The sequence below is a fragment of the Polyangium spumosum genome, assembly GCF_009649845.1.
Lineage (GTDB): Bacteria > Myxococcota_A > Polyangia > Polyangiales > Polyangiaceae > Polyangium > Polyangium spumosum.
Genome location: NZ_WJIE01000010.1, coordinates 192,947 through 216,921, shown reverse-complemented (window position 1 = coordinate 216,921; position 23,975 = coordinate 192,947). Strand labels below are relative to the sequence as shown.

Sequence of the window (23,975 nt, the reverse complement as noted above, 5' to 3'; positions counted from 1 at the left end):
GCAAAGGTAGAAACGACATGTTTTCCGCACGCTGGCTCCTCGTGGCGCTCTCCTCCGCAGCCCTCATCCTCCCCGCTGCCACGTCCTCGGCGGCGCCCACGCCCGCGCAGGTCGCCGCGGCGGGCCGGCTCTTCGACGCGGCCGTCGCCGAGGTGCAAGCCGGCCGTTATGCCGAGGCGTGTCCGCTGCTCGAACAAAGCAACGTGCTGGATCCGACCCCCGGGACCTTGCACGCCCTCGCCGAGTGCGAGGTGAACATCCAGAAGCTCGATCAAGCGCTCGCGCATTACAAGGAGTACCTCACGCTCTACGCGGCGATGAAGAGCCCGCTGCGCGAGAAACACGAGGCGCGCGCGCGGAGCGCCGAGGAGCAGGTGAAGAAGATCCAGGCGGAGATCCTCTTCAACCAGGCCGTCGCGCACCGGGAAGCGGGCCGGCTCGCCGAGGCCTGCGCCGCGCTCGAGGAGAGCCAGCGGATCGATCCGACGCCGGGGACCGTGTATTCGCTCGCCGAGTGTGAGTCGACGCGAGGCCGGATCGCGACGGCGCTCGGGCATTACACGGCGTACCTCGCGCAATATGCGGCGATGAGGAGCCCGCTGCGCGAGCGCCACGCCGAGCGCGCGCGGATCGCCGAGGTGCAACGGAAGAAGCTCGACGCAGAGGTGCCGCGGCTCAAGCTCGTCTGGGCGGGCGAGGTGCCCGAGGGGACCGTGATCTCGCGGGGGACCACGCCGTTCGATTCGAAGGACCTGGGCACATCGATGCCGATGGATCCGGGGGAATACGCATTCATGGTGGAGGTCCCGGGGCGGGCGCTGCACGAGCGAAAGGTGCGGCTGGCGAAGGGGGATCGGAAGATCCTCGAGCTGACGCCGGGCGCGACGCAGGAGGCGAAGGACGAGGTGCAGCCCTTGCCGAAGGAGCTCGCGCCGAAGCCGGCGCAGCCGGTCGAGCCGCGGGAGCCTGGGATGCATCCGTGGAAGATCGGCGGAATCGCGGCGATGGGCCTGGGCGGCGCGGGGATCGTCGCGGGCAGCGTGCTCGGCGGGCTCGCGATGGGGGCGAAGGGGGAGGTCGACGCGGCGTGTGACGCGCGATATGCGTGTGGCGTCGAGGGGATGAAGACGGTGGAGCGATTCTGGGCGCTCGGCAATGCGAGCACGGCGACGTTCATCGTGGGGGGCGTGGTGCTGGCGACGGGCGTGACGCTCTTCGTGCTGGCGCCGAAGGCAAACGCGCAGAAGGACGCGACGGTGCGGGTGCGGGGCCTGGCGGGGCCGGGGGCCGGGTATCTGGGCGTGGAAGGGGCGTTCTGATGCGAACGTGGAAGCTCTTCTGGGTCGGGATGCTGGTCACGGCGGCGAGTTGTGTGCAGATCCTCGAGGGGGACAATCCCTACAGCGTGGATGGTTTGCCCGGGGCCGAGGTGCCGTGCGAGACGGCGGCGAGTTGCGATGACGGGAGAGCTTGCACCGTCGATACGTGCGGCGACCTGAAGATTTGTGTCTTCACGCCGATCGCGGACGGGCCGAACCCGGCCCAGACCGCGGGTGATTGCAAGCGGCTGGATTGCGCGGGCGGCGAGGAGGTCCTCGTCAACGACGCCGACGACATCCCCGACGACAACGAGCCCTGCACGGTCGACGCCTGCGTGTCCGGCGCGGCGAGTAATATACCCGTGGCCGACGGCAGCGCGTGCCAGCGGGGCAACCAGAGCGGCAGGTGCGAGGCGGGCGTCTGTCAGATCACGTGCGACGCGCAGACCCCGTGCGACGACGACAACCCCTGCACGGACGACTTCTGCAACTTCGGCACGAGCACGTGCGTCTTCACGAACCTCGACAGCCTGCCCACCCCGGGCGTCACGCAGAACCCGGGTGATTGCAAGCAGAAGCTCTGCGTGAGCGGCAAGGACACGGACGTCACGGACGACACGGACGTGCCCGTCGACGTGAACCCCTGTACGGACAACGTCTGCACGAGCGGCGTGCCGTCGAACCCGAACACGGCCTCCGGCACGTATTGCGCGCCGGGCATGCCCGAGGTTTGCGACGGCAATGGGGCGTGCGTCCAGTGCACGTTGGCCGAGCATTGCACCGGCATCGTCGAGACCGATTGCGCGAAGCGAGCCTGCGTGAACAACCAGTGCGTCGTGACGTACCTCGGCAACGAGACGACCGCGGGGCCGGCCTCGCAGTTGCCGGGGGATTGCAAGCGGGCCGTCTGCAACGGGGTCGACGGCGGCACCGTGCTGGTCAACGACGACAACGACAAGCCGAACGACAACAACCCCTGCACGATCGATTTCTGCACGAACGGCCAGGCCGACTCCGATCCTGCCGCCCTGAACACGAATTGCGGCGGCTCGAACGTGTGCAACGGGGAGGGGCAATGCGTCGGGTGCACCAGCGCGGGCCAGTGCCCTGGCACCGACGATTTCTGCAAGACGCGCACCTGCAACGGTGGGGTCTGCGGGTTCAACTACAAGGCCGACGGCACGCAGACGCCGAGCGGGCAGACGACGGGCGATTGTAAGGTCCAGGTCTGCGATGGCGCGGGCAATTTCGTGATCCGGCCTGATACGATGGACGCCGGCGACGACGGCAACCCGTGCACGAAGAACCAGTGCACGGCGCAGGGCAACAGCTCGTACCCGAACGAGAGCTTCGGCTTCACCTGCAACGTGAACGGCGGCGACATCTGCAACGGCAATGGCCAGTGCAAGAAGTCGAACGGGAAGAACTGCTCGGCGAACGGCGAGTGCGCGGCGAACATCTGCGCCGACGCGGTCTGTTGCAACAGCACGTGCGGCAACTCGTGCCAGGCTTGCAACGTGTCCGGCAGCCTCGGGACGTGCACGAGCGTGCCGTTGGGGCAGGACGATGCGCCGACGTGCACGGGCGCGTCGAACTCCTGCAACGGGAATGGTCAGTGCAGGAAGGAGCAGGGCGTCAGTTGCTCGGCGAACAACGAGTGCCTGTCCGGGAGCTGCGTCGACGGCGTTTGCTGCGAGAATTCGTGCACGGGCACGTGCAAGGCGTGCAACGTGGCGGAGAACGTCGGGAAATGCGTGAATGTGCCTGCTGGGCAGACGGATAATGTGCCGGCGAACGCGTGTTCGGGCGCGAACCAGTGCGACGGCAGCGGTACCTGCAAGAGGGCCACCGGCCAGGGGTGCGGCGGCAACAACAACGAATGCGTGAGCGGGTTCTGCGTCGACGGCGTCTGCTGCGCCAACGGTTGCAACGGCACGTGCCAGGCGTGCAACGTCGCGGGGAGCCTCGGGATGTGCGTGAACGTCCCGACGGGGCAGGAGGATGGCGCTTGCTCGGGCACGCAGGCGTGTGCTGGTGGGGTTTGCAAGACCAAGAACGGCGAGACCTGCCCGGCGATGCAGTCGGATTGCCTGAGCGGGACCTGCGCCGACAATGTCTGCTGCGAGAATGCCTGCACGGGCACTTGCATGGCCTGCAACGTGTCCGGAGACGAAGGCAAGTGCATCAACGTGCCCGCGGGCCAGGACGACGATAACGGTGCGATGATGTGCACCGGACCCACGCAGTCCTGCGATGGCAATGGCGCATGCAAGAAGGACGACGGCGCTGTGTGCTCCGCGGGCTCCGAGTGTGAGAGCGGCAATTGCGTCGACGGCGTCTGCTGCGACACCGCCTGCACGGCCACGTGCTACCAGTGCAACAAGTCTGGCAGCGTCGGTGCTTGCGTGGAAGTCGCGCAGAAGGTGGAGGACACCTTCCCCGCGAATACCTGCACCGGCAACATGAGCTGCGACGGGTCCGGCGCGTGCAAGCTCGACAATGACCAGGCGTGCACGAACAACAACGAGTGCGCGAGCAATTATTGCCACCCGGGCCCGGACCAGTGCAAGGACCCCTGACCCCCTCCTCCCCGCCCCCTTACCCTCCCCGCCGATGCCCCCCGCTCCCGGCGAAAGCTTCGCCACCAACGAGGAACCCGACCTCATCGTCTGGCGCCTCGTCGGGCACGTCTCCGCCGACGACATCCGCCACCTCTACGACGCGCAGGTGCGCTTCTGCGAAGGCAGATCCCACGCCTTCGTCCTCATCGACGTCCACCGGCTGGGCCATTTTGCCCCCGAGGCGCGACGTATCGCCGCGCAGGGGCCGCACGACGGGAAGATCGTCCTGCCCGTCCGCGCCAATGCCGTCGTCGGCGCGAGCTTCCACCTCCGCGTCCTCGGCATCATGGTCAGCCGCGCCTCCGCCCTCCTGAACCCCGCGCACGCGGTCCCCATCCAGTTCTTCGACACCGAATCCGAAGCCCGCGCCTGGATCGACGACCTCCGCCGCGACCTACGCTGACCTCAAATCGCCAGCATCCCCCCGTCCACCAAAAGCTCCGTCCCGGTCACGAACTTCGCGTCGTCCGACGCCAGGTACGCCACCGCCGCCGCCACGTCCGCGGGCTCCCCGATCCTCCCCATCGGGATCCCCTTCGCCAGGTTCGCCTTGGCCTTCGCCGGATCCTCCGCCTTCTGCACCATCGCGTCCACCATCGGCGTGTCGATGAACGCCGGATGCACCGAGTTCACCCGGATCCCGTACCCGCTCCGCGCGCAATGCATCGCCGCCGATTTCGTGAACGTACGCACCGCGCCCTTGCTCGAGCAATACGCCGCGAGGTTCGGCGCGCCGATCATCCCCGCCACGCTCGACACATTCACGATCGCCCCGCCCCCGCGCTCCTTCATCACCCGGATCGCGTGCTTGCAGCCGAGGAACACGCCCTCCGTGTTCACCGCGTGCACGAAACGCCATTGCTCCAGCGTCGTCGACTCCACGTCACCCACGACGCCCACCCCCGCGTTGTTCACCAGCGCGTCGAGCCGCCCGTGCCTCGCCACGACCGCGTCAATCACCTCGATCCACGCGCCCTCCTGCGTCACATCGAGCACGTGAAACTCCGCCCGCTCCCCGAGCTCCGCCGCGAGCGCCTCACCTCCCTCGCGCACCCGGTCCGTGATCACCACACGCGCCCCCTCCGCGTGCAGCCGCCGCGCCGCCGCCGCCCCCAGCCCCGACGCGGCCCCCGTGATGAGCGCTACTTTCCCCTCGAATCGCTGCATGGCCCGGAGGAGAGCGGAGCCGCCCGCTCCGTGTCAAGATCGCCGCAAGTGACGCTACGCAAGGTCCGGACGGGCAAACGCCTTTGCGTGCCCGACCTGCGTGGTTACGCTCCGCCGACCTCGCCATGACCCCCCTCGCCACCATGAACGCCGCGACCCTGCTCGCCCCCGGCGACGCTGGGCTCGCTCTGGCCAAGACCGCCCTGCCGACCGGTGCGCCGGTCTCCTCCCTGCCGCCTCCCTCCGCCGTTCTGCGCACGACCGTGCTCCCGCGTGTCGAAGGGGAAGGCGCCGAGGTCCGGCTCGTGACCGAAGAGAAATCACGCTACGAGCCCATCAAGACGCTCGGCGCGGGCGGCATGGGCGAGGTCGTGCTCGTGCACGATCAGGACATCGCCCGCAAGGTCGCGGTCAAACGCTTGTTGCCCGAGGCGAGCGACCCGGTGATGCTCGCCCGCTTCGTGGACGAGATCCGCACCGTCGGCCGCCTCGAGCACCCGAACATCGTCCCCATCCACGACGTCGGCGTCGACGAGCTCGGCCGGTACTTCTTCGTGATGAAGTATGTCGAAGGCGAGACCCTCGAGACCATCATCCAAAGGCTCGCCGATGGTGATCCCGCGTATCACCGCAAGTACACCTTCGAACGCCGCGTCGAGATCTTCATCGCCGTCCTCTCCGCGCTCGCCTACGCCCACGCGAACGGCGTCGTGCACCGCGACGTGAAGCCCGCGAACGTGATGGTGGGCCGCTACGGCGAGGTCGTCCTCATGGATTGGGGCATCGCCAAGCCCATCACCGCCGAGCGCGACCTCGCCCGGGGCACGGACGCGACGCTGGGCGAGAGCGACCGCGGACGGATGTTCATGACGCACGTCGGCGCGCTCGTCGGCACCCCCGCGTACATGTCCCCCGAGCAAGCGCGCGGCGAGGTGGACAAGGTCGATACGCGAAGCGACCTCTACAGCGCGAGTGTCCTCTTCCACGAGTTCGTCACGCTCCGGCACTACCTGGCAGACAAGCAGACGCTCGGTGACATCCTGTCAGGTGTAATGGATCACGAGATCGACCCCAGGACGTACGTGCACTCGTGCCACCGCTCGCAGGAAGGGCACCCGCCCGAGCTCGTCTATTTCGCCGTGGGCGGGCTCGCCAAGGATCCGGAGCGGCGATACCCGTCCGCGGCGCGCATGATCGAGCTCCTGCAGAAGATCCTCGAGGGCCGGATGGACGTGTCCTGCTCCCGCACGATGACCAAGCGGTTCCTGCGCGAGGCGGCGCGGACCGTGGACACGCACCCCCGACTGATGCTCGGCGCCCTCGTGGGGACCTTCCTGACGGTGATCCTCGCCTTCGTGCAGCTCGTCTGGATGATCGTTACGTAGCGTACGAAGGTGGCACGTGTGCCGGGCACGTGCTGACACACGTGCCAGGCAACTGACACGCGGGGCGAGCTGGGTCAGGCCGCGATGAGCCGCGACCGCAGGGCGCGCGCGAGCTTCTGGCCGTCCTCGGGGACGGGTTCGAAGCGCAGGGTGCGCTCGCTCGTATGTTCATTCGGACGCACGGAGAGCTTGTGCCCCCGCGCCAGGCCCACCTGCAGGCCCGGGAACCGCGCGTGGAGCTCCCTGGCGAGCTCCAAGCGGTCGCCCGTCGGGAGCGCCAGCACGACGAGCGCGGCGTCGAACCGACCCGGGCCGTCGAGCGCGACGAAGGCTTCGCGCCGGGTGCCGACGTGCACCACCTCGAGCCCTTCCGCTCGCAATCCGCGGGCGATGATCTCCGTCCGGTCGTGATCGTCGTCGATGAGCAGGACACGCGCCATGAGTCCGCACCTCTCGTAGTAGCGCCGACCTGATTGCAATCGTCATGCCGTCGTGTGGCCCTCCGAAGTGCGACGAGACGTACGCCACCACGCGTACGAGGAGGTGTTCTCCCTGCGGAGTCTGGACCTCAGCCCGAGTCGCGTGGACCGCAGGTTCCGCCACGCGGGCGGCGGGGGCGGATGGGGAGTCGTGCGGGATCCCAGCTACACCCCAAATGCCTTGGAGATCGGGTGGTTCCTCGAAGGACCTCGTGTTGATTCTCGGAAGGCCCTGGCATCCTCGGCCTTGCAAGGTCTTCATGAAGGGTCGCGCTGCAGGTGCCGGGACGACGCGGCGATCGCGGCAGGCGCGTGGTGCGCTTCAGGGCGAAACGTTTGCGCTCTCCGGGACGATCTTCGGCAGCGCCGCTTTCACGATGTTGTAAGAGCGCTTGCGGTACGAGTGGTAGGTCGGAATTTCCCATTCGGCCCAGGTGTACCTCGCGACCCCGTCCGCGGGGATGACCCAGGTGCCGCCGACCTGATGGGCGCGAGGCAACGTGTCGACGACTGCGGTCTCCGCCTCGGCGGCGCCTCCGAGTGCGACCGCCAGGATCGCGAGCTCGGGGGTCTTCGTGACGGTGAGCTCGACCTCCTTGGTCTTCACGCCGGGCACGTGATCGTCGACCACCAGGCGCTGGGAGGGGTCGGTCACGTTGAGCAGGTTCCAGGGGATGCGGACCTCGAGCGTCCCGTCCGCGATCGAATACCAGAAATTGCTCGTCGAGCGCATCGCCTCCGTGCCGGTCCGGAACTGCCCCGTCTTCTGCGCGATGATCGGGGCGAGCATCTCCCCTTTGTGCCAGAACGAGTTGTTGGTGATGGTCTGGACCAGGTTGAACAGGCCGTCGTCGTTGGGGGCCGTACGGTAGAGCTGCCAATCCTCCCGATTTCTGTGCCAGAGGCCATAAAGATCGTAAGGCTCGTCGACGTGGAGGGCGACGTCGTCCTCCGACTCGATACGAAGGAGGAACTCGATACGCCGCTCGGTGCGCAGCGAACACGCTTCGTCGAGGCAAGCGTCCCCCGCCTCGGGCAGGTACGTGTCGATGCCGACGAGGTAATCCACGTGATCCCAGTCGACCTCTCCGTTGCCGTCCGGATCGAGCGACTCGACCTCGAGCAGGATATGTAAAAATCCCTCGTCGTGGTCCACCTTGATCGTGCGCAGGGTGCGGGCCGCGTCGTGCCCGTCGCCTTGCGGGGCGAGCGCCGGGCCCTCTTGCCAGGCGGTCGGGACGACCAGGAAATCGTCCCCTTTCCCGTCGAGCACGTGGTGGACCCCCTCCGCGCCGGGTCGCATCGCGATGAGGCCGAAGTTCTGCTCCGGGTTCATCGCGTTGTACCAGACCCGCCGCCGGTCCGCCGGCAGCTCCACGCGATCGACCACCCAGGCGCGCTTGAACCATTCGTCGATCATCGCGAAGAGGAACGCGCCATCCAGCTCGGCTTCGTCGATCGTCCGCAGCGATCGCTTGATGGCCTCGGCCTGCTGGACCTCGTCGAGATCGCCGTGGTGCAGGCCCGACTTCGCGTAATGCCCGGTTCCCTGGCTCGAAGGATGCCCGATCTCGCCGATGATGAGGGTGTGGCCGGCGTAGACCTCCCGGAGGTGACGGAGGTAGCCGAGGTACGAGTTCGGCCCGAAGTCGTCTTTGATGTCGTATTGCGGCTCGTGGAGGATGAACTCGGGGTAATACGGGTAGGCGTGGTACGAGAAAAAGAGCCCCGGGGTGAAGCTCGGTGAGACCTCGATCTTCAGCAGATCGAGCTGCTCCATGTCGTCGACGGACTCCGGAAACTCGTACTCGACCACGTGGTCGATGGGGTCGAGCGTGGGCCAGTTCGAGAAGCCGATGGGGTGCTTCTCGCCGTACCCCTCCTCCTCGTACGTCGTGAGGTAATCGAGGTACTCGGTCACGAACGCCTCGATGGGCGACGCGCCCTCGATGGAGAACCACGTGCCTGCGTAGGAGACCTTGCACGGAAAGCCGTGGCAGTTCTCGTCGTAGTATTTCTGGTGCGAGCTCACGATGGTGAGCGGCTCGACCTCGCGGCCGACGAGCCAGCCGAGCAGCCACGGGGAGACGTCCGCCGTGAAGCTGCCGAAGGCGCGGCCGTAGTTCATCGGGATCTCGGGTGATCCGTGGGGGATCTCGCGATTGCCGTGGACCACGTCGACGACCTTCTCGATCTCGTCGCGGAACCAGTCCCGGATCGAAGGGTCGAGGTAGTCGGGGATGCCGTGGAAATCGGGGTCCTCCTCGGGCTCCTTCAGCCAGGCGCCCTGCAAGAGGAAGAGGGGACGCTCGGGGTGCTTCGTGTTGTAATGGAGGAGCTCCTCGTAGAAGATCGGCGATTGCACCGTGTAGACGCGCACCGCATTGACGCCGAGCTCCGCGATGGCCTCGATCCACTCGGCGATCTGCTCGCGCGTCGCCACGAATTCGCCCGGGGACGTGCCGGGGATCGCGTGGCTGTAATTGACGCCGATCGGCCAGAACGGCTCGAACGCCCGGCCCCTCACGCGGAGCTCGAAGCCATGTTCGCCCGCGCGGAACACGAACGGCCGTTCGTCGACCGTCCCGCCTCCGCTGCCCGCCGTCCCGCCTCCGCCGCCCACGCTCGCGCCGCCCACGCTCGCGCCTGCCGGCTTCTCCGTGTCCGCAGGCGCGCAGGCCAGCGTCAAAGCGATGACGAACGCGAGCAGAGGGACCACGAGGACACGACGGATGGAAGCGTGACCGGAAAAATACGTGCTCCATTCCATGCTCTTCAGCATAGCAATGTACGAATTGAAATCCCGGGGCGCGCCGATCCTGGTAACGAAAATATTTCATTGTTCAATGGTGACAGACCACGGCGCCCCGGGCGAAGGTTCGTGATGTCCGGGGAGCGCAGGTTCACGGCCCGGACGGGCCCTCGGGTGTGGTAAGGTCCGCCCATGGCACGTGTCACGGTGGAGCGCCTCGGTCGTACGGTCCGCATCGGCCTGAACAGACCGGAGAAACGAAACGCATTCGATCTGGCCATGCTCGACGAGCTCGCGCAGGCCTACACGGCGTACGAGGAGGACGAGGGGCTCCGCTGTGGCCTCCTGTTCGCCCACGGCGGCCATTTCACGGGCGGGCTCGATCTCGTGGAGGTCGGCCCCGCCGTCGCCGCGGGCCGCGCGCTTTACCCGCCGGGCAGCGTGGATCCGCTCGCGATCGGGGCGCGGCGCCTCACGAAGCCGATGGTCGTGGCCGTCTCGGGGTATTGCTTCACGATCGGGATCGAGCTCGCGCTCGCCGCCGACATCCGCGTCGCGGCCGAGGATACACGATTCTCGCAGCTCGAGGTCCAGCGCGGCATCTTCCCGTTCGGCGGCGCCACGCTCCGCTTCCCGGCGCTCGCGGGGCACGGCAATGCCATGCGATGGCTGCTCACGGGGGACGTCTTCGACGCGAAGGAGGCGTATCGGATCGGGCTCGTGCAGGAGGTCGTCCCCGCGAGCGAGCTCCTCGATCGCGCCGCGTGGCTCTGCGAGCGTGTCGCCGCGCAGGCGCCCATCGCCGTCCGCGAGACGCTCGCGTCTTGCCGTGCTGCGATGATCGAAGGCCCCGACGTGGAGGCGAAGCGCCTCGAAGCGCGGGCCCGCGTCCTCATGAAGACCGAGGACGCGGCCGAGGGGATGCGATCGTTCGTGGAGAGGCGCGCGGGCCGGTTCTCCGGCCGCTGACGCCGACCGTCAATCGTAACGCGCGAGGATGAAATACCGCGCGTCCGCGGCGCCGAGCTCCTTCACGCGTTCGGCGTGCGCGCCTTCGCCGAGATCGACCTCCTCGCTCTCGGGCCCCTCGTACTGCACGTACGCGACGCGCAGGCCCCAGACGCCTTCTGTGTGTGGCATCTGCTCCATGTCCACGCCGCGCATGTACTTGCCGGGCCCTGGGGCGTCCTCCGTCCCGAGCACGCCGAATGCGAGCGTCGCGGCCGCGAGGGGCCCGACGCACACGAAGTGCATACGCACCTCCGCCTCGCTCAGGCCTTGCCGCTCGCGCCCTTCGAGCTTCTCGCTGATCTCCGCCCACACCTCGGCCGGGATCACCTTCGCCTTCTCGAGCGCGCGTAGCGCCATGTCCCGCGCGATCGTATCGGGGCCGTACGTCCCGCCGCGCCCGCCTTCGAGGCCGACGACCACCTCCGTGTAGACCGTATCGTCCGGCGACGGCCCCGTGTCCGTGTAGTCGCCGCCGGGCACGACCGTCAGCGCGATCCCCGTCTTTTCGGCGACCTTCTCGACGTGCGACGCGAGCTCGCCGAGCTGCCTGCGCGTCATCCCGCTCGCGCTGAAGCGCTTGCCCGCGACGAGCACCCCTTCGGTCTCCTCGTCGAACAGCACCTCGTGCTCGCTCTCCTCCTCCTCGCCTTCGCCCTCGTCGTCCTCGTGCCCTTCGTCCTCGCCCTCGAGATCGTCCGTGTCCTCGTCGCTCATACGTGTCCTCCGAGCGGCGAACGGTAGAAGAACTCGTGGGGCTTCGCACCGGGAAAATCGGGAGGCTTCTCGGCCTCCCCGCTTCCTGGTAGAAGCTCGGGCCATGTCCACCTCCTACGAACTGCTCTACTTCCCGCTCCGTGGCCGCGCGGAGCCCATCCGGCTCACCTTCGCCCTGGCGAACGTCGCCTTCACCAACACGGGCGTGACGAACTGGCCCGACCTCAAGCCGAAGACGCCCCTCGGCCAGCTCCCCGTCCTCGTCGAGCGGAGCGAGTCCGGCGAGCGCCAGATCCCGCAGAGCATGGCGATCATCCGCCACCTCGCGCGGAGCTTCGGCCTCGACGGCAAGGACGAGGTCGAGAAGACGAAGGCCGACGTCGCGGCCGAGACGATCAACGACTGGCGCAGCCGGTTCGCGCCCGTGGTCTTCGCCGCGTTCATGAACACCGAGCAGGCCGTGATCGACAAGTACTGGTCGGATCTGCCGGGGATGTTGCGCACGGTCGAGGGCCTGCTCGGCGACACGAAGTGGTTCGGCGGCGGCGACGCGCCGACGTTCGCGGACGTGCTCGCGTTCGACACCCTCGACAGCCACGTCGGCCTCAAGGCCGACTGCCTCGCGGACTTCCCCAAGCTCCGCGCCCTCGCGGACCGCTTCCGGGCCCTGCCGAGCGTCGCTTCGTACCTCGCGAAGCGGGGCTGAGACGTCGAAACGACCTGCATCGAGCCGCCTGAGCCTCCATCAGGGTCGTTCAACGACATCCATCGAGTCGCCTGAGCCTCCAAAAGGGTCGTTCAACGACATCCATCGCGTCGATCGAGCCTCTGCCAGGTTCGATCAACGACATCCATCGAGCCGATCGAGCCTCCCGAAGGCTCGATCGACGACATCCATCGCGTCGATCGAGCTTCCCGAAGGCTCGAACAACGACATCCATCGCGTCGATCGAGCCTCTGCCAGGCTCGATCGACGACATCCATCTCGTTGATCGACCCTCCACCCGGCTCGATCGACGACATCCATCTCGTCGATCGACCCTCCACCCGGCTCGATCGACGACATCCATCTCGTTGATCGACCTTCCACCCGGCTCGATCGACGACATCCATCTCGTTGAACGACCCTCCCTCAGGCTCGACCCACCACCTGCATCGAGCCTCGACACCCCCATGACGGCTCGCCCCCTCGGATGAGCTCTTGCCGCCCCGCCCCGGTTGAGGCAAAGCGGCGACGTGGAAGAGCACGGAATTGCAGCGGGAAAGGTCCTTCTCACCGGCGCGAGTGGCTTCATCGGCGGGCGCTTGCAAAGTGCCCTCGTCGATCGTGGCGTCGACGTCGTTTCGCTCCGGCGCCGCGGCTCGCCGCCCGCGAAGCGGGGCCGATCGGTCGAGGTCGAGTACGACGACCGCGCCGGCCTCGAGCGCTTGATCGAAGAGGAGAAGCCCGACTACGTGCTGCACGTCGCGGGCGCGACGAAGGGCGTCGCGTACGACGACTTCCGCCGCGCGAACGTGATGCCCACCGAGAACCTGCTCGAGGCGCTGCGCAAGAAGCACCCCGAGGTGCGCCGCTTCGTGCTCGTCAGCTCCCTCGCGAGTTACGGCCCTTCGAGCGCCACGCGCCCGCACGTCGAGACCGACGCGCCGCGCCCCATCGAGTTCTACGGGCAAAGCAAGCTCGAAGCCGAGCGCGTCGTCGAGCGCGCCGGCGACGTGATCCCCTGGACGATCCTGCGCCCCGGCGGCGTGTACGGCCCGGGGGACGTCGACTACTTCAACCTGTTCCGCGAGGTCGAGCGCGGCCGGAACGTGTTCTTCGGCAACAAGAAGCGCTGGTTCTCGGGCATCTACGTCGACGATTTCGTCGCGGCGACGCTCGCCTCGGCCACACACGAGGGCGCGAAGGGCCGCGCGTTTTTCGTCTGCGACAACGACCCCATGACCTGGGAGCGGTTCCAGGGCGCGATCGTCGAGGCCAGCGGCCGGCGCGTGCTCACCGTGGATCTGCCGGAGATGCTCGTCGACGTGGCGGCGTTCGGCGGCGAGATCGCGACGCGCTTCGACAAGAAGCCACGCCTGTTCAACCGGCAGAAGGCCAAGATGGGCGCGCAGGAGGCGTGGACGTGCAAGAGCGACGCGCTGCGCGAGGCCGTCGGCTGGAGCTCGAAGGTGCGGCTCGGCGAGGGCGTGCGCCTCGCGCTCGAATGGTACCGGCGCGAGAAGTGGGTCTGAAGCGATGGGATATTGCCTCGGCTACGCGCTGATCGAGGGCGGCGACGCGGCGTTCTCGATGGACGCCTCGGCCGTCACGTTCGGCCCGGGCGCGCTCGCCGAGGTCGGCGCGGAGGCCACTTCGCTCGGCCTGCGGAGGGTCGCCCTCTTCACGGACGCGCGGATCGGAAAACTCCCGCCCGTGGACGAGGCGCGCCGCTCGCTCGAACGCGCAGGCATTGACGTCGTCGTGTACGACGAGGTGCACATCGAGCCGACGGATCGTTCCTTCGTGGAGGCGGCGCGGTTCGCCGCGGAGGGCCGGTTCGACGGGTATGTGTCGGTGGGCGGCGGGTCGGTCATCGACACGTGCAAGGCGGCGCTGCTCTACGCCACGTATCCGGCCGATTTTGATGCGTACGTCAATCGACCGATCGGCGAGGGGCGCGAGGTGCCGGGCCCCTTGCCCCCGCACGTCGCCTGCCCGACGACGACGGGCACGGGCGCGGAGTGCACGGGGATCGCGGTCTTCGACGACACGCGCCGCAAGGCCAAGACGGGCATCGCCTCGCGCAGGCTCCGGCCGACGCGGGCCCTCGTCGACCCTTCGGCCACGCGGACGATGCCGAGGAGCGTGGTCGCGGCGAGCGGCTTCGACGTCGTGAGCCACGCGCTCGAGTCGTACACGGCGCGGCCGTTCTCGACGCGGCCGCGGGCGAGCGCGGCGAACCAGCGGCCGATGAGCCAGGGGGCGAACCCGTGGAGCGACATGGGCTGCAAGAGCGCGCTGGATCTCGCGGGCCGGTATCTGCTGCGCGCGGTGGCGGACGCGGAGGACGAGGAGGCGCTCGAAGCAATGGCATGGGCGGCGACGCTCGCGGGGATCGCGTTTGGCAATGCGGGCGTGCACCTGCCACACGCGATGTCGTACGCGGTCTCGGGGCTCTGCCGTTCCTTCACGATGCCGGGGTATCCCGAGGGCGAGCCGCTCGTGCCGCACGGGGTCTCGGTGGTGGTGAATGCGCCCTCGGTGTTCCGAGCGCTCGCGAAGACGAACCCATCGCGGCACCTCGAAGCGGCGGCGATGCTCGGCGCGGAGACACGAGGCGCCGGGCCGGAGGACGCCGGCGAGGTGCTGGCGACGCATCTATCGGGGATGATGCGCGCGGCGGGCGTGCCGAATGGCCTCGCCGGGGTGGGATACGGCGAGGCGGACGTGGAGGCGCTGGCGGCGGGGACGATCGTGCAGGCGCGGCTCGTGGCAAACGCGCCGTGTGGGGTCGACGAGGAGGGGCTGCGGGCGCTGTTTCGGGGGGCGTTTACCTATTGGTGAGGGGCGCGGGTCGAGGACGCCTACAAAATTCCTGTTTCCTTGCATCTCGGTGTCTGGTAGGAGGCCGCCTCATGAAGACATCCAGGTATGCCATCGGGTCGTTGTTCGTCGTGGCCCTCGCCCTCGTGGGCTGCAACAAGGGGGAGGGCTCCGCGGAGCTCGTGCGGGTGAAGGTGCCCGAGGCGAAGTGTGAGGTCGCGATCCCGGCGAACATGGAGATCGTCGACGCGAAGGCGTCCGGGTTCTGGATCGTCGAGAAGGGCAAAAACGCGAAGCTCGACGGGATGCTCATCTCCATGACGCCCGTGGGCCCGATGGGCGACCTCGCGCCCCCCGGCTCGAGCGACGTGAAGGTCGACAAGGACGAGAAGAACCCCGACGGCTCCGCCGCGCGCGAGGGCTCGTACAAGACCAGCGTCCAGAGCTTCTTCGTGGCCGAATACGCCTATCCGATCAGCAAGGAGAGCTGGCTGCATTGCAACATCAAGGCAGCGAAGGCCGAGGACAGGGACTCGGTCGCGAAGTTGTGCCGCACGCTGGCGCCGAAGGCGCTTTAGCCTCCCCTCCTTTTCGTCTCTCCCGCTTTTTTTCGCCGTCGCGGACTCCAGGCTGATAACCTCGGCCGCAAAAGGAGTCCCATGCGCTTCCCTCTTCGATCGGGCCTCGTCGTCGCAACCCTCGTCGCGCTCGGCGCGCCGCGCGTGGCGCAGGCGCAGACGTACGGGCCGTACACCTTCGACGCGAATAGCTGGGTCACGTCGGCCTCGGCGGTCGGAGATGCCGGATCCTGTTACCCGTACCCGAACGGGGACTGCGCCCAGAATGTCGTGGGCCACTCGCCCTCGGTCTGCGCGGCGAACCTCCAGTGCGCTCCCGGCACCTACGTGGAGCTGTTCTTCGGCAACACCTTCATCACGAACGGCCCGGGCGTCGACCTCGTCGTGTTCGACTCGCGTTTCTCCATCGACGCGGCGTCGATCGCCGTCGAGAGCGCGCCGGGCGTATGGACGAACTACGACACGTGGGCGGTCAACGAGCAGACGCCGCTCGGGGCGGGGACGGGTTGCGGCGGCAACACGCTCGCCCTGGTCCCGGTTGATCTCAGCCGGTTCGGGTTGCCGCTCGGCGCGACGACACAGAGGGTGCGCGTCGGCGGCAACATCGCGACCGGATCTTGCGAGTTCGACCTGACCATGGCCGGCGTGCCCAGCGGGGCGGCGCAGTGCGTGACCAACGCCGACTGCAATGACGGCAATCCGTGCACGACCGACACGTGCAACGCGCCCACGTGCTCGTACGCGCCGAGCGACGCGCCCGGATGCGAACCCCTCGTGGTCTGCGGCAATGGCGTGCTGGAGATGGGCGAGGCCTGCGACGACGGCAACACGACCCCCGGCGACGGCTGCTCGATCACGTGCGAGCTCGAGCCCGGATACACGTGCGAGGTGTCCGGCATGCCGTGCGTGGACCTCGACGAATGCAGCCTCGAGCTCGCCAACTGCCACGATGACGCGCGATGCGAGAACACGCCCGGCTCGTTCACGTGCACCTGCAACCCGGGCTACGAGGGCGACGGCGTCACGTGCGCGGACATCGACGAATGCACGCAAGGCACGGACGATTGCGACGAGGACGCCACGTGCACGAACACGCCCGGCTCGTTCACCTGCACCTGCAACGCGGGGTTCGAAGGTAACGGCGTCTCCTGCGCCTCGCTGTGCGGCGACGGTATCGTCGCGGCGAACGAGGCGTGTGATGACGGTAACACCACGAGCGGCGACGGCTGCCACGCGATGTGTGTCGTCGAAGGCGGCTGGACCTGCGGCGGAGCACCCTCGGTCTGCGAGGCCGGCGCGTGCGGCGACGGCATCCTCGCCGGCGTCGAGGGCTGCGACGACGGCAATGCCACGAGCGAAGATGGCTGCTCCAGCACGTGTGTGGTCGAGGAGGGGTTCGCCTGCTCCGGCGTGCCGAGCACCTGCACCCCCACGAACCCCTGCCCGGACGGGCAATGCGCGGACGATCCGATCGCAGAGGGGAGCTGCGCGTGCAGCGTCCCGGGATCACGTGACAGCGGCGGCGACCTCGCGTTCGCCGCGGGCCTGCTCTCGCTCGCCGTCGCCCTGCGCCGCCGATCGTCCCGCAACACCAGCCGCTAGTCCTCGGCCTCGGCCGCCGCCGCCGGACACGCCAGGCATTCGTGACACGTCACGCCACAACGGCCGGTGAGCGCCTCGCTCCGGGCATAAGGTAAAACCACCCGAAAACATGCGCCGAGGCCCTCGCCGGGGCTCGACGCGTGCACCTCGCCGTCGTGCAGCTCGACGATGTGGCGCACGATCGCGAGCCCCAGGCCGAGCCCGGCGCGCCCGCGGTCGACGACGCCCTGCGTCTGGCGGAACCGCTCGAAGATGTGGGGCAAAAAATCGGGCCGGATGCCGCAGCCCGTGTCCCGCACGAGCAGCTCGGCCCCCTCCTCGCCCCGCGTGAGGACGAGCTCGACCCGCCCGCCCGGCGGGGTGAACTTGATGGCGTTGCCGAGCAGGTTCGTCACGACCTGCGACAACCTCCACGCGTGCCCCAGGATCGGCGGCAGGCTCCGCGTGATCGACACCTCGAAATCGAGCTGCTTCGCCAGGGCGGCCGGCCTCGCCGCGTCCGCGGCGGCCTGGACGACGGGCGGGAGCGCCATCGGCGCGAGCACCACGTCGAGCTGGTTGGCGGCCATGCGCGAGACGTCGAGCAGGTTGTCGATGATCGCGCCGAGCGCGCGCGCATTCCGCTCGATGGAGGACGCGGCCCGCGGGATGGACATCTCTCCGAGCCGGCCCGACGCGAGCCGGTTCGACCACCCCAGGATGGCCGTGAGCGGCGTGCAGAGCTCGTGCGAGACGATCGCCAGGAAATCGTCCTTGAGCCGGCTCGCCTCCTGGGCCTCGTTGTAGAGCCGGGCGTGCTCGAGGGCCATCGCCACGCGCTCGGCGAGCTGGCGCGCGACCTCGAGATCGAGCGCGTCATGACGCCGCCGCGAGCCCACGGCCGCGGCGAAGAGCAACGCGCCGGCGGTGCGCGGCCCCGCGTCGTAAGGCACGCAGAGGAGCGACACGAGGCCGAGCTCGCGCAGCCCTTCGCCGTCCGAAAGGAGCTCCCCTTGCCCGCGCGAAAGGACCCGCGTGACGACGTGCGCGACGTGGCCGCCCTGCTCGGCGTGCTCGGCGAGCCCGCGCGCGGCGGCCTCCCCCCGCGCGCCCGCGTGTTTGACGGCGAGCCTGCGGATCGCGCCGGAGTGCCCCCGCTGGTACACCACGCAGACATCCCCGAGCTCCGGCAGCGCGACCTTCTCGAGGTTCGCGAGCGTGGTCTCGAGATCGAGCGAGCTCGACACGGCGGCCCCCGCGTCGGCGAGGAACTGCAGGGCGCGCTGGGCGCGCTCGAGCTCCTCGAGGCGGACGCGCAGCTCGGGCCAGTAACTCTTCCGGGCCGAGCGCTCGCCGAGGCCCATGATTTTCGCGCGCAGCTCGTCGGAGGGCTCGGCCGCGTCCGGTGGATCAGAGGGCTTCTTCATACACCAGCTCGACGTCGCGCTGGCTGGCCCGGCGAGGGTTGGTGACGATGCAGACGTCCTGCAACGCTTTGCGCGTGAGATCGGGGATGTCAACGCGACGGACGCCGCGCTGTCCGAGCGTCGCGTGAATGCCGACCTCGGCGCGCAGGTGGTCGACGGCGGCGACGAGCCGGGCCGCCTTCTCCTTCACGCCGAGGCCACGCCAGTCGAGCCCGAGGGCCTCGCCGATACGATCATATCGCTCGCTCGCCGCCGGGAAATTGAAGGCGACCACGTGGGCGAGCAGGATCGAATTGCACTCCCCGTGCGGCAGATCGAGCGCGCCGCCGAGGCTGTGCGCCATGGCGTGTACGGCGCCGAGGCTTGCATTCGAGAAGGCGAGGCCCGCCTCCAGGCTCGCGAGCATCATCCCGGTGCGCGCCTCGATGTCCGCGGAGTCCCGCATGCAGGCAGGGAGGCTCGTGCGGATGAGGCGGATGGCCTCGAGGGCGTGCACGTCGGTCAGCGGCGAGTGTGCGTTCGAGGCGAAGGCCTCGATGGCGTGGACGAGGGCGTCCATTCCGGTGCAGGCCGTCAGGTAGGGATCCATGGTCGTGAGCGTCCGCGGGTCGACGAGCGAGACGTCGGGCACGACGGCCTTGCTGACGATGGTGACCTTGGTGCGGGCGTGCAGATCGGTGAAGATGGCGAACTGCGAGAGATCCGCCGAGGTGCCGCCCGTGGTCGGCACGCAGACGAGCGGGGGCATGGGCGCGGGGACCCTGTCGGCGCCGACGAACTCCAGGATGTGCCGTCGATTCGAGCTGACGATGCCGATGCCCTTGGCGCAATCGATGACGCTGCCGCCCCCGACGGCGACGATGACGTCACAGCCCTCGGTCCGGTAGAACTCGGCCCCGGCCATGACCTCCTCGGCGCGTGGATTACACGAGACGTCCGAATAAATGGAGCATTCGAAGCCGGCCTCTTCGATGGAAGTGATGACGTCGGCCGCCCACCCGACGGCCATGACGCCGACATCGGTGACCACGAGGACCCGCCGCGCGCCGAGGTTCCGACAAGCGCGGCCCGCGCTCAGGCGGGCGTCGACGCCGAAGATCAACTCAGGACTCACGAACTTGCGCAGCTCGTGGCCGACCCGCTCTCTCATGAGGCACCTCGCCCAGGCGGGCCCCCCGCCGAGCGAGCCCGGCCTCACTTCGGGAGAGATCCCCACCGACACCGGCATCTGGGGCCCGTCGGGGATCAGCGCAAGCGTGGCGGGGAGGCGCAGGCGGGGATCACTGGGGCGCGGCGGCGTTCACCGTGCCTGCGTCCGCAGGCTTCGGCGCCTTCGCGGCCTCTTCCGCGACCCTCTTCAGGTCGGCGAGGCCCTTCTCGAAGTCCTTTCCGATCATCGCATCCATGTCCATGAAAAGGCAAAACGCCTTCCCCATGAAATCGTTCGTTCCGGCCATGAACCAGGTGATCTTCGTCTCCTGGCCCGCGGCCTCGACCGTGAACCCGTTGTCGGCCTTGGACGCGAAGGGCTCGATGAACGCGAGCTCGATGTCGATGCGCTCGTTCGGCTTGATGGCGGTGACGGTCATCCGGCCCGAGCCGACGTCGTCATTGCCCTCCCACGCGTACGTCGCGCCGACCGCGCCTTGCGTGCCGCCGAAGGTCGTCTTCATCTGCGGATCGAGCTTGGCCCAGGGCAACCACGGGCCCCATTTTCGAAAATCCTCGACCTGGTCGAACACGACGTCCACGGGCGCCGCGACGGTGGCGTGACGCTCGACGCGGTACGTGGAGGGCTGGAGCAGGATCAGGACCAGGAGCACCACGATCACGGCGCCGAGGCCGATGCCGACGCGGATGGCGATCTTTTTCAAACGAGACCTCCCGAGTGTAGGGACAAACCTTGCTACGGCGGCAGCACGGGCGCGTCAAGGCGATCTCTCTTCTCGGGAAGGCGAGCCGTAGCTCAGCCCTGGACGGCCGCGCACCCGTGCAGATCGAAGGCCCTCACCAGAAAGAGCGCGCCCGCCGCCGCGTGGATCGCCTTCGTCCACACCCGCACGCGCGCCTCGTCGCCCACGCGCTCCAGCACTTCGATGGGCGTCGTTTTCCCGATCGCCCCCACCGTCCGCCGCTCGCCCTCGACCTCCGCCACGAGCGGCACGTCGTGCTCGCAGCGCAGTCGCTCCTTCACGACGACCTCGGGCGGCCGGAGGCCCCTCCTGCCGCTACCGGTGCCATATCCGCTGAGCGAACCGGCCGGCTTCAGGTCCGACGTCTTCACCCAGCCGAACACGACGAGCGTGCCCACCGGCAAGGACACGCGGGACATGCCGCCCCGCGATTCGAATACCGTCACGTGCGTCGCTTCCTTCACGGCGATCCGAGCGACGGGTTTTCCCTTCGGCTCGACGGCGATCGCCACGCGGCTGCCCGGCAAGAAGGCCTTGACGTCCTGCTTCTTCGATTCTCCCCCGCCTGGGACGGCCTCGTCCGCGACAAAGGAGCGCCCGTCGAGGCCCACGTCCGCGCAGGGCCGCGTCGCGCGGAGCGGCGGATCGAGCACCTCGAGATCGTCGGATCCGGCGTGTGTCACGGCGAGCGACGCGTCCTTGCCCTCGGACCAGGCGAGGCGGGCGAATATCGTGGGAATGGCAAAACCATTCAGGACGAAAGGTTCGTTCGGGCCGAGCGAGGAGGCCGAGGCCGGGAGGTGGCCCTGGACGGTGAAGCCCGCGTCCTGAATCTGCAAAACGGTGTCGCCAGCCGGCCCGACGGGGACCGAGAGCCGCGCCGCGCCGCCCGTGATACGTACAAAAGGTTTGCCGCCGAGGCGAAGCGCGAGCTCGGCGATGTCCGTGGCGCCTCTCCATCGGGGCGCGTCGAAGGTGCAGGCGATCGGGGCGTCGAGCGCGACGAGCGGAGGGAGGGGTGTCTCCGGAGGCGGAGGCGGCGCAGGCGGGGGCGCAGGATCCGCCGGCGGCGCGGCGGCGACGGGCGGCGGAGGGTTCACGAGCAGCGGAGGTTCCGCAGGCAGCGGCGCGGCGGCGCAACTCGCGAGCAGAAGGAGCAGCGGGAGAGACGGCAGGCGGGGCATGAGGGAGCCGACGGTATCACGCAGGCTGCGGATCGTCCTTCGTCGTCGCGCGTGGCCGTGTCCCCGACTCCGCCGCGTCTGCATACGGCTCCGGCTCCGGCTCCGTCGCGCTGAAGAGCGCCTCCGCGCTCGAGAGCGCCTCCTCGGAGCCGACGGCCGCGACGACGTCGCCGACCTCCAGTCGATCCGTGGGGCCGGGCATCATCGAGGCCTGGCCGTCGCGGACGATGGCGAGGACGGCGGCGCCCGTCGTCGCGCGCAGGTTGAGCTCACCCAGCGTGCGCCCGACGGCCGAGCTGCCCTCGACGATACGCAGGAGGCGCGGCGCGCCGAGCCCGAGGAGCAACGCGGGAGCTTCGTTCGCCCCGGCCGACCCGAGAGCGGCGTGGCCCTCCGCATGCGCCGCCCGCGCCGCTCCCTCGCCCCCGAGCTTCGATTTGAGCAGGTCGAGCACCAGGCCCCCCCCGGCTTGCACCTCGACCTCGAATTGCCGGGCGGTCCGGACGAACGCGACGACGGCGAGGCCGACGAGCACCACGAGCAGCAAGAAGCCGAGGCCCGCCGGCACGAAGGGCTCGACGGCCGTGATCGAGACGGTCGCGACCGCCACGAGCAGCCCGAGCTGCACGACGAGCGCGATGGGCCGGGCTGCCGCGCGATCGACGCCCGCGACGGCGAGGCCGATCCCACGCGTCAACCGGACGACCCCGAAGACGAACGGCAGCGCGACGAGCGCCGCCGCCGTGAAGACGAGGAGCTGCGCGGCGCGCGGGCCGAGGCCAAAATACGCGGCGGCCGCCTGCTCGATGCGCCCGCGTAACATCCCGCCGCCGACGAGGAGCGCCACGAGCGCCGCGGCGTCGAGGACGAGCAACACGGCGAGCCTGCGGAGCCGCGCGCCCGTCGTCGACGACCGCGGCGCCTTCCGCACCCGCTCGACCCACGCGCTGTAGAGCGAAATGAACGCGCCGATCCTGCGGGGGACGCGGTCGTCCACGTACTTCGCGGCGGCCTCGGAGCGCTTGACGAGCGCCGGCGTCGTCAGCGTCGTGATCGCGGAGACCGCGACGGCGACGGGGAACAGGAAGGGCCGCGTGACCTCGAGGGTCGCGCCGAGGCCAACGATGATGAACGAGAACTCGCCGATCTGCGAGAGGCCGAGGCCCGCTTGCACGCTCGTCCGGACCCCGCAGCCCGTCACGATGCCGCCGAGCCCCACGCCGATGACCTTGCCCACGATGACGACGACCGTCAGCACGAGCACCGCGGCCCAGTTCTGGAGCGCGAGCGCCGGGTCGATCAGCATGCCGACGGACACGAAGAAGATCGCCGCGAACATGTCGCGGATGGGGACGATCAGGTGCTCGACGGTGTGCCCCTCGCCCGACTCCGAGATGAGGACCCCGGCGACGAAGGCGCCGAGCGCCACGGAGTAATGCATGGCCGCGCATGCGTGCGCGAGGCCGAAGCAGAGCCCGATGCTCGTGACGACGGTGGTCTCGGGCCTGCCCATCTTCACGACCGCGCGCATCAGCTTCGGCACGATGAGCAGGCCGACGACGACCATCCCCACGAGGAACGCGACGAGCTTGCCGGTCGTGACGGCGAGCGTGGTCGCGTCGAGCCCGCTGCCGCTCGCGACGGTGGTCATCACGGCGAGCAGCAGGATCGCGAGGATGTCCTCGACGATGAGGACGCCGTAGACGAGCTCCCGGAGCGCGGGGGCGACCTTCAGCTCCTCGAAGACCTTGGCGATGATCGTCGTGCTCGACATCGCGATCGCGGCCCCGGCGAAGATGCTCTCGATCTGGGTCCAGCCGAAGGCGCGGCCCACGGCGACCCCGGCGAACATCATCAGCGCGACCTGCAGGACGCCGATGACCCCCGCCGTGGGCGCGACACGCACGAGCTTCGCGATGTTGAGCTCGAGGCCGATCGCGAACATGAGCAGGATGACGCCGAGCTCCGAGAGGGTACGGACCGTCGTGGGGTCCGCGTTCAGCGGCAAGGGCAGGTGGGGCCCGACGATCAGCCCGGCGATGAGGTAGCCGAGGATGACGGGCTTGCGGATTCGCTGGAAGACGACCGTCGTGATGGCCGCAACCCCGAGCACGATGGCGAGGGTCTTGAGGAACTCGTGCACGTCATGCATCCCTCGGGACGTAGCGCCCACGCGCCGGGGACATCAAGGGGGCATGGCCCTGGGCGAGAACTTTGTGCCCCAACGGCCGACCGGAGCGCGTCGCCGGGCTGCGGCGGCGGGCACGCGCCCCTGCCCCGGGGCGCCTCTCTTGCCTCCTCCTCTCCAACGGGCCCAG

The 23,975-nt window shown here is 68.8% G+C and carries 19 protein-coding genes; 10 read left to right on the top strand and 9 right to left on the bottom strand.

Going from position 1 to position 23,975, the window contains the following annotated elements:
- Positions 1 to 17 precede the first annotated feature (17 nt).
- The 3 genes from GF068_RS30270 to GF068_RS30260 are packed head-to-tail and all read left to right on the top strand — an operon-like array spanning position 18 to position 4,343.
- Positions 18 to 1,319: a tetratricopeptide repeat protein gene (locus GF068_RS30270; RefSeq protein ID WP_153822972.1), complete on the top strand. Its 1,302-nt coding sequence runs from the start codon at positions 18 to 20 to the stop codon at positions 1,317 to 1,319.
- The gene (locus tag GF068_RS30265; protein ID WP_153822971.1) at positions 1,319 to 3,898 is read left to right on the top strand and encodes a hypothetical protein; all 2,580 of its coding nucleotides are present in this window, start codon (positions 1,319 to 1,321) and stop codon (positions 3,896 to 3,898) included. The genes GF068_RS30270 and GF068_RS30265 overlap by 1 nt, the downstream gene beginning before the upstream one ends.
- A 34-nt stretch (positions 3,899 to 3,932) precedes the next feature.
- Positions 3,933 to 4,343 carry a SpoIIAA family protein gene (locus tag GF068_RS30260; RefSeq protein ID WP_170319755.1) on the top strand — a complete coding sequence of 137 codons (411 nt, stop codon included), beginning with the start codon at positions 3,933 to 3,935 and terminating at the stop codon, positions 4,341 to 4,343.
- Positions 4,344 to 4,345: 2 nt separating this feature from the next.
- Here GF068_RS30260 and GF068_RS30255 read toward each other — a convergent pair whose 3' ends face one another.
- The gene (locus tag GF068_RS30255) at positions 4,346 to 5,107 is read right to left on the bottom strand and encodes a glucose 1-dehydrogenase (protein WP_153822969.1); all 762 of its coding nucleotides are present in this window, start codon (positions 5,105 to 5,107) and stop codon (positions 4,346 to 4,348) included.
- A 143-nt stretch (positions 5,108 to 5,250) separates the two neighbouring features.
- Here GF068_RS30255 and GF068_RS30250 point away from each other — a divergent pair, with 143 nt between their 5' ends.
- Entirely contained in the window at positions 5,251 to 6,492 is a 1,242-nt protein-coding gene (locus tag GF068_RS30250) for a serine/threonine-protein kinase (protein ID WP_170319754.1), read from the top strand.
- Positions 6,493 to 6,566: 74 nt separating this feature from the next.
- On the opposite strand, the gene GF068_RS30245 is transcribed toward GF068_RS30250, so the two are convergent.
- Positions 6,567 to 6,932: a response regulator gene (locus GF068_RS30245; RefSeq protein ID WP_153822967.1), complete on the bottom strand. Its 366-nt coding sequence runs from the start codon at positions 6,930 to 6,932 to the stop codon at positions 6,567 to 6,569.
- A gap of 361 nt (positions 6,933 to 7,293) precedes the next feature.
- On the bottom strand, positions 7,294 to 9,741 hold the full coding sequence (locus GF068_RS30240) for a hypothetical protein (RefSeq protein ID WP_153822966.1): 2,448 nt from the start codon (positions 9,739 to 9,741) through the stop codon (positions 7,294 to 7,296).
- Between the two features lie 174 nt (positions 9,742 to 9,915).
- On the opposite strand from GF068_RS30240, the gene GF068_RS30235 reads away from it, so the two are divergent.
- Complete coding sequence (locus GF068_RS30235) at positions 9,916 to 10,692, top strand: crotonase/enoyl-CoA hydratase family protein (protein WP_153822965.1); 777 nt, start codon at positions 9,916 to 9,918, stop codon at positions 10,690 to 10,692.
- Positions 10,693 to 10,701: 9 nt separating this feature from the next.
- Here the strand turns inward: GF068_RS30235 and GF068_RS30230 are convergent, their stop codons facing one another.
- Positions 10,702 to 11,448, bottom strand: a complete 747-nt coding sequence (locus tag GF068_RS30230; protein WP_153822964.1) for a hypothetical protein — start codon at positions 11,446 to 11,448, stop codon at positions 10,702 to 10,704.
- A gap of 103 nt (positions 11,449 to 11,551) precedes the next feature.
- Here GF068_RS30230 and GF068_RS30225 point away from each other — a divergent pair, with 103 nt between their 5' ends.
- The 5 genes from GF068_RS30225 to GF068_RS45525 all read left to right on the top strand — a co-directional run bounded on the left by GF068_RS30225 (position 11,552) and on the right by GF068_RS45525 (position 17,154).
- On the top strand, positions 11,552 to 12,154 hold the full coding sequence (locus GF068_RS30225) for a glutathione S-transferase family protein (protein WP_153822963.1): 603 nt from the start codon (positions 11,552 to 11,554) through the stop codon (positions 12,152 to 12,154).
- A 530-nt stretch (positions 12,155 to 12,684) separates the two neighbouring features.
- Positions 12,685 to 13,683, top strand: coding sequence for an NAD-dependent epimerase/dehydratase family protein (locus tag GF068_RS30220; protein WP_170319753.1), 999 nt, complete (start codon positions 12,685 to 12,687; stop codon positions 13,681 to 13,683).
- Between the two features lie 4 nt (positions 13,684 to 13,687).
- On the top strand, positions 13,688 to 14,995 hold the full coding sequence (locus tag GF068_RS30215) for a hydroxyacid-oxoacid transhydrogenase (RefSeq protein ID WP_153822961.1): 1,308 nt from the start codon (positions 13,688 to 13,690) through the stop codon (positions 14,993 to 14,995).
- Between the two features lie 71 nt (positions 14,996 to 15,066).
- Positions 15,067 to 15,552, top strand: a complete 486-nt coding sequence (locus tag GF068_RS30210; RefSeq protein ID WP_153822960.1) for a hypothetical protein — start codon at positions 15,067 to 15,069, stop codon at positions 15,550 to 15,552.
- An 81-nt stretch (positions 15,553 to 15,633) separates the two neighbouring features.
- On the top strand, positions 15,634 to 17,154 hold the full coding sequence (locus GF068_RS45525) for an EGF domain-containing protein (protein WP_170319752.1): 1,521 nt from the start codon (positions 15,634 to 15,636) through the stop codon (positions 17,152 to 17,154).
- On the opposite strand, the gene GF068_RS30200 is transcribed toward GF068_RS45525, so the two are convergent.
- The 5 genes from GF068_RS30200 to GF068_RS30180 form a co-directional block, all read right to left on the bottom strand.
- The gene (locus tag GF068_RS30200; RefSeq protein WP_153822959.1) at positions 17,151 to 18,560 is read right to left on the bottom strand and encodes a GAF domain-containing sensor histidine kinase; all 1,410 of its coding nucleotides are present in this window, start codon (positions 18,558 to 18,560) and stop codon (positions 17,151 to 17,153) included. The genes GF068_RS45525 and GF068_RS30200 overlap by 4 nt on opposite strands.
- A complete protein-coding gene (ercA, locus tag GF068_RS30195) occupies positions 18,544 to 19,710 on the bottom strand; it encodes an alcohol dehydrogenase-like regulatory protein ErcA (protein ID WP_153822958.1) in 1,167 nt (388 codons plus the stop codon). The genes GF068_RS30200 and ercA overlap by 17 nt, the downstream gene beginning before the upstream one ends.
- A gap of 130 nt (positions 19,711 to 19,840) precedes the next feature.
- Positions 19,841 to 20,434: an SRPBCC family protein gene (locus GF068_RS30190; RefSeq protein WP_153822957.1), complete on the bottom strand. Its 594-nt coding sequence runs from the start codon at positions 20,432 to 20,434 to the stop codon at positions 19,841 to 19,843.
- A 92-nt stretch (positions 20,435 to 20,526) separates the two neighbouring features.
- Complete coding sequence (locus tag GF068_RS30185) at positions 20,527 to 21,657, bottom strand: hypothetical protein (RefSeq protein ID WP_153822956.1); 1,131 nt, start codon at positions 21,655 to 21,657, stop codon at positions 20,527 to 20,529.
- Positions 21,658 to 21,673: 16 nt separating this feature from the next.
- Complete coding sequence (locus GF068_RS30180; protein ID WP_153822955.1) at positions 21,674 to 23,809, bottom strand: monovalent cation:proton antiporter family protein; 2,136 nt, start codon at positions 23,807 to 23,809, stop codon at positions 21,674 to 21,676.
- Positions 23,810 to 23,975 lie beyond the last annotated feature (166 nt).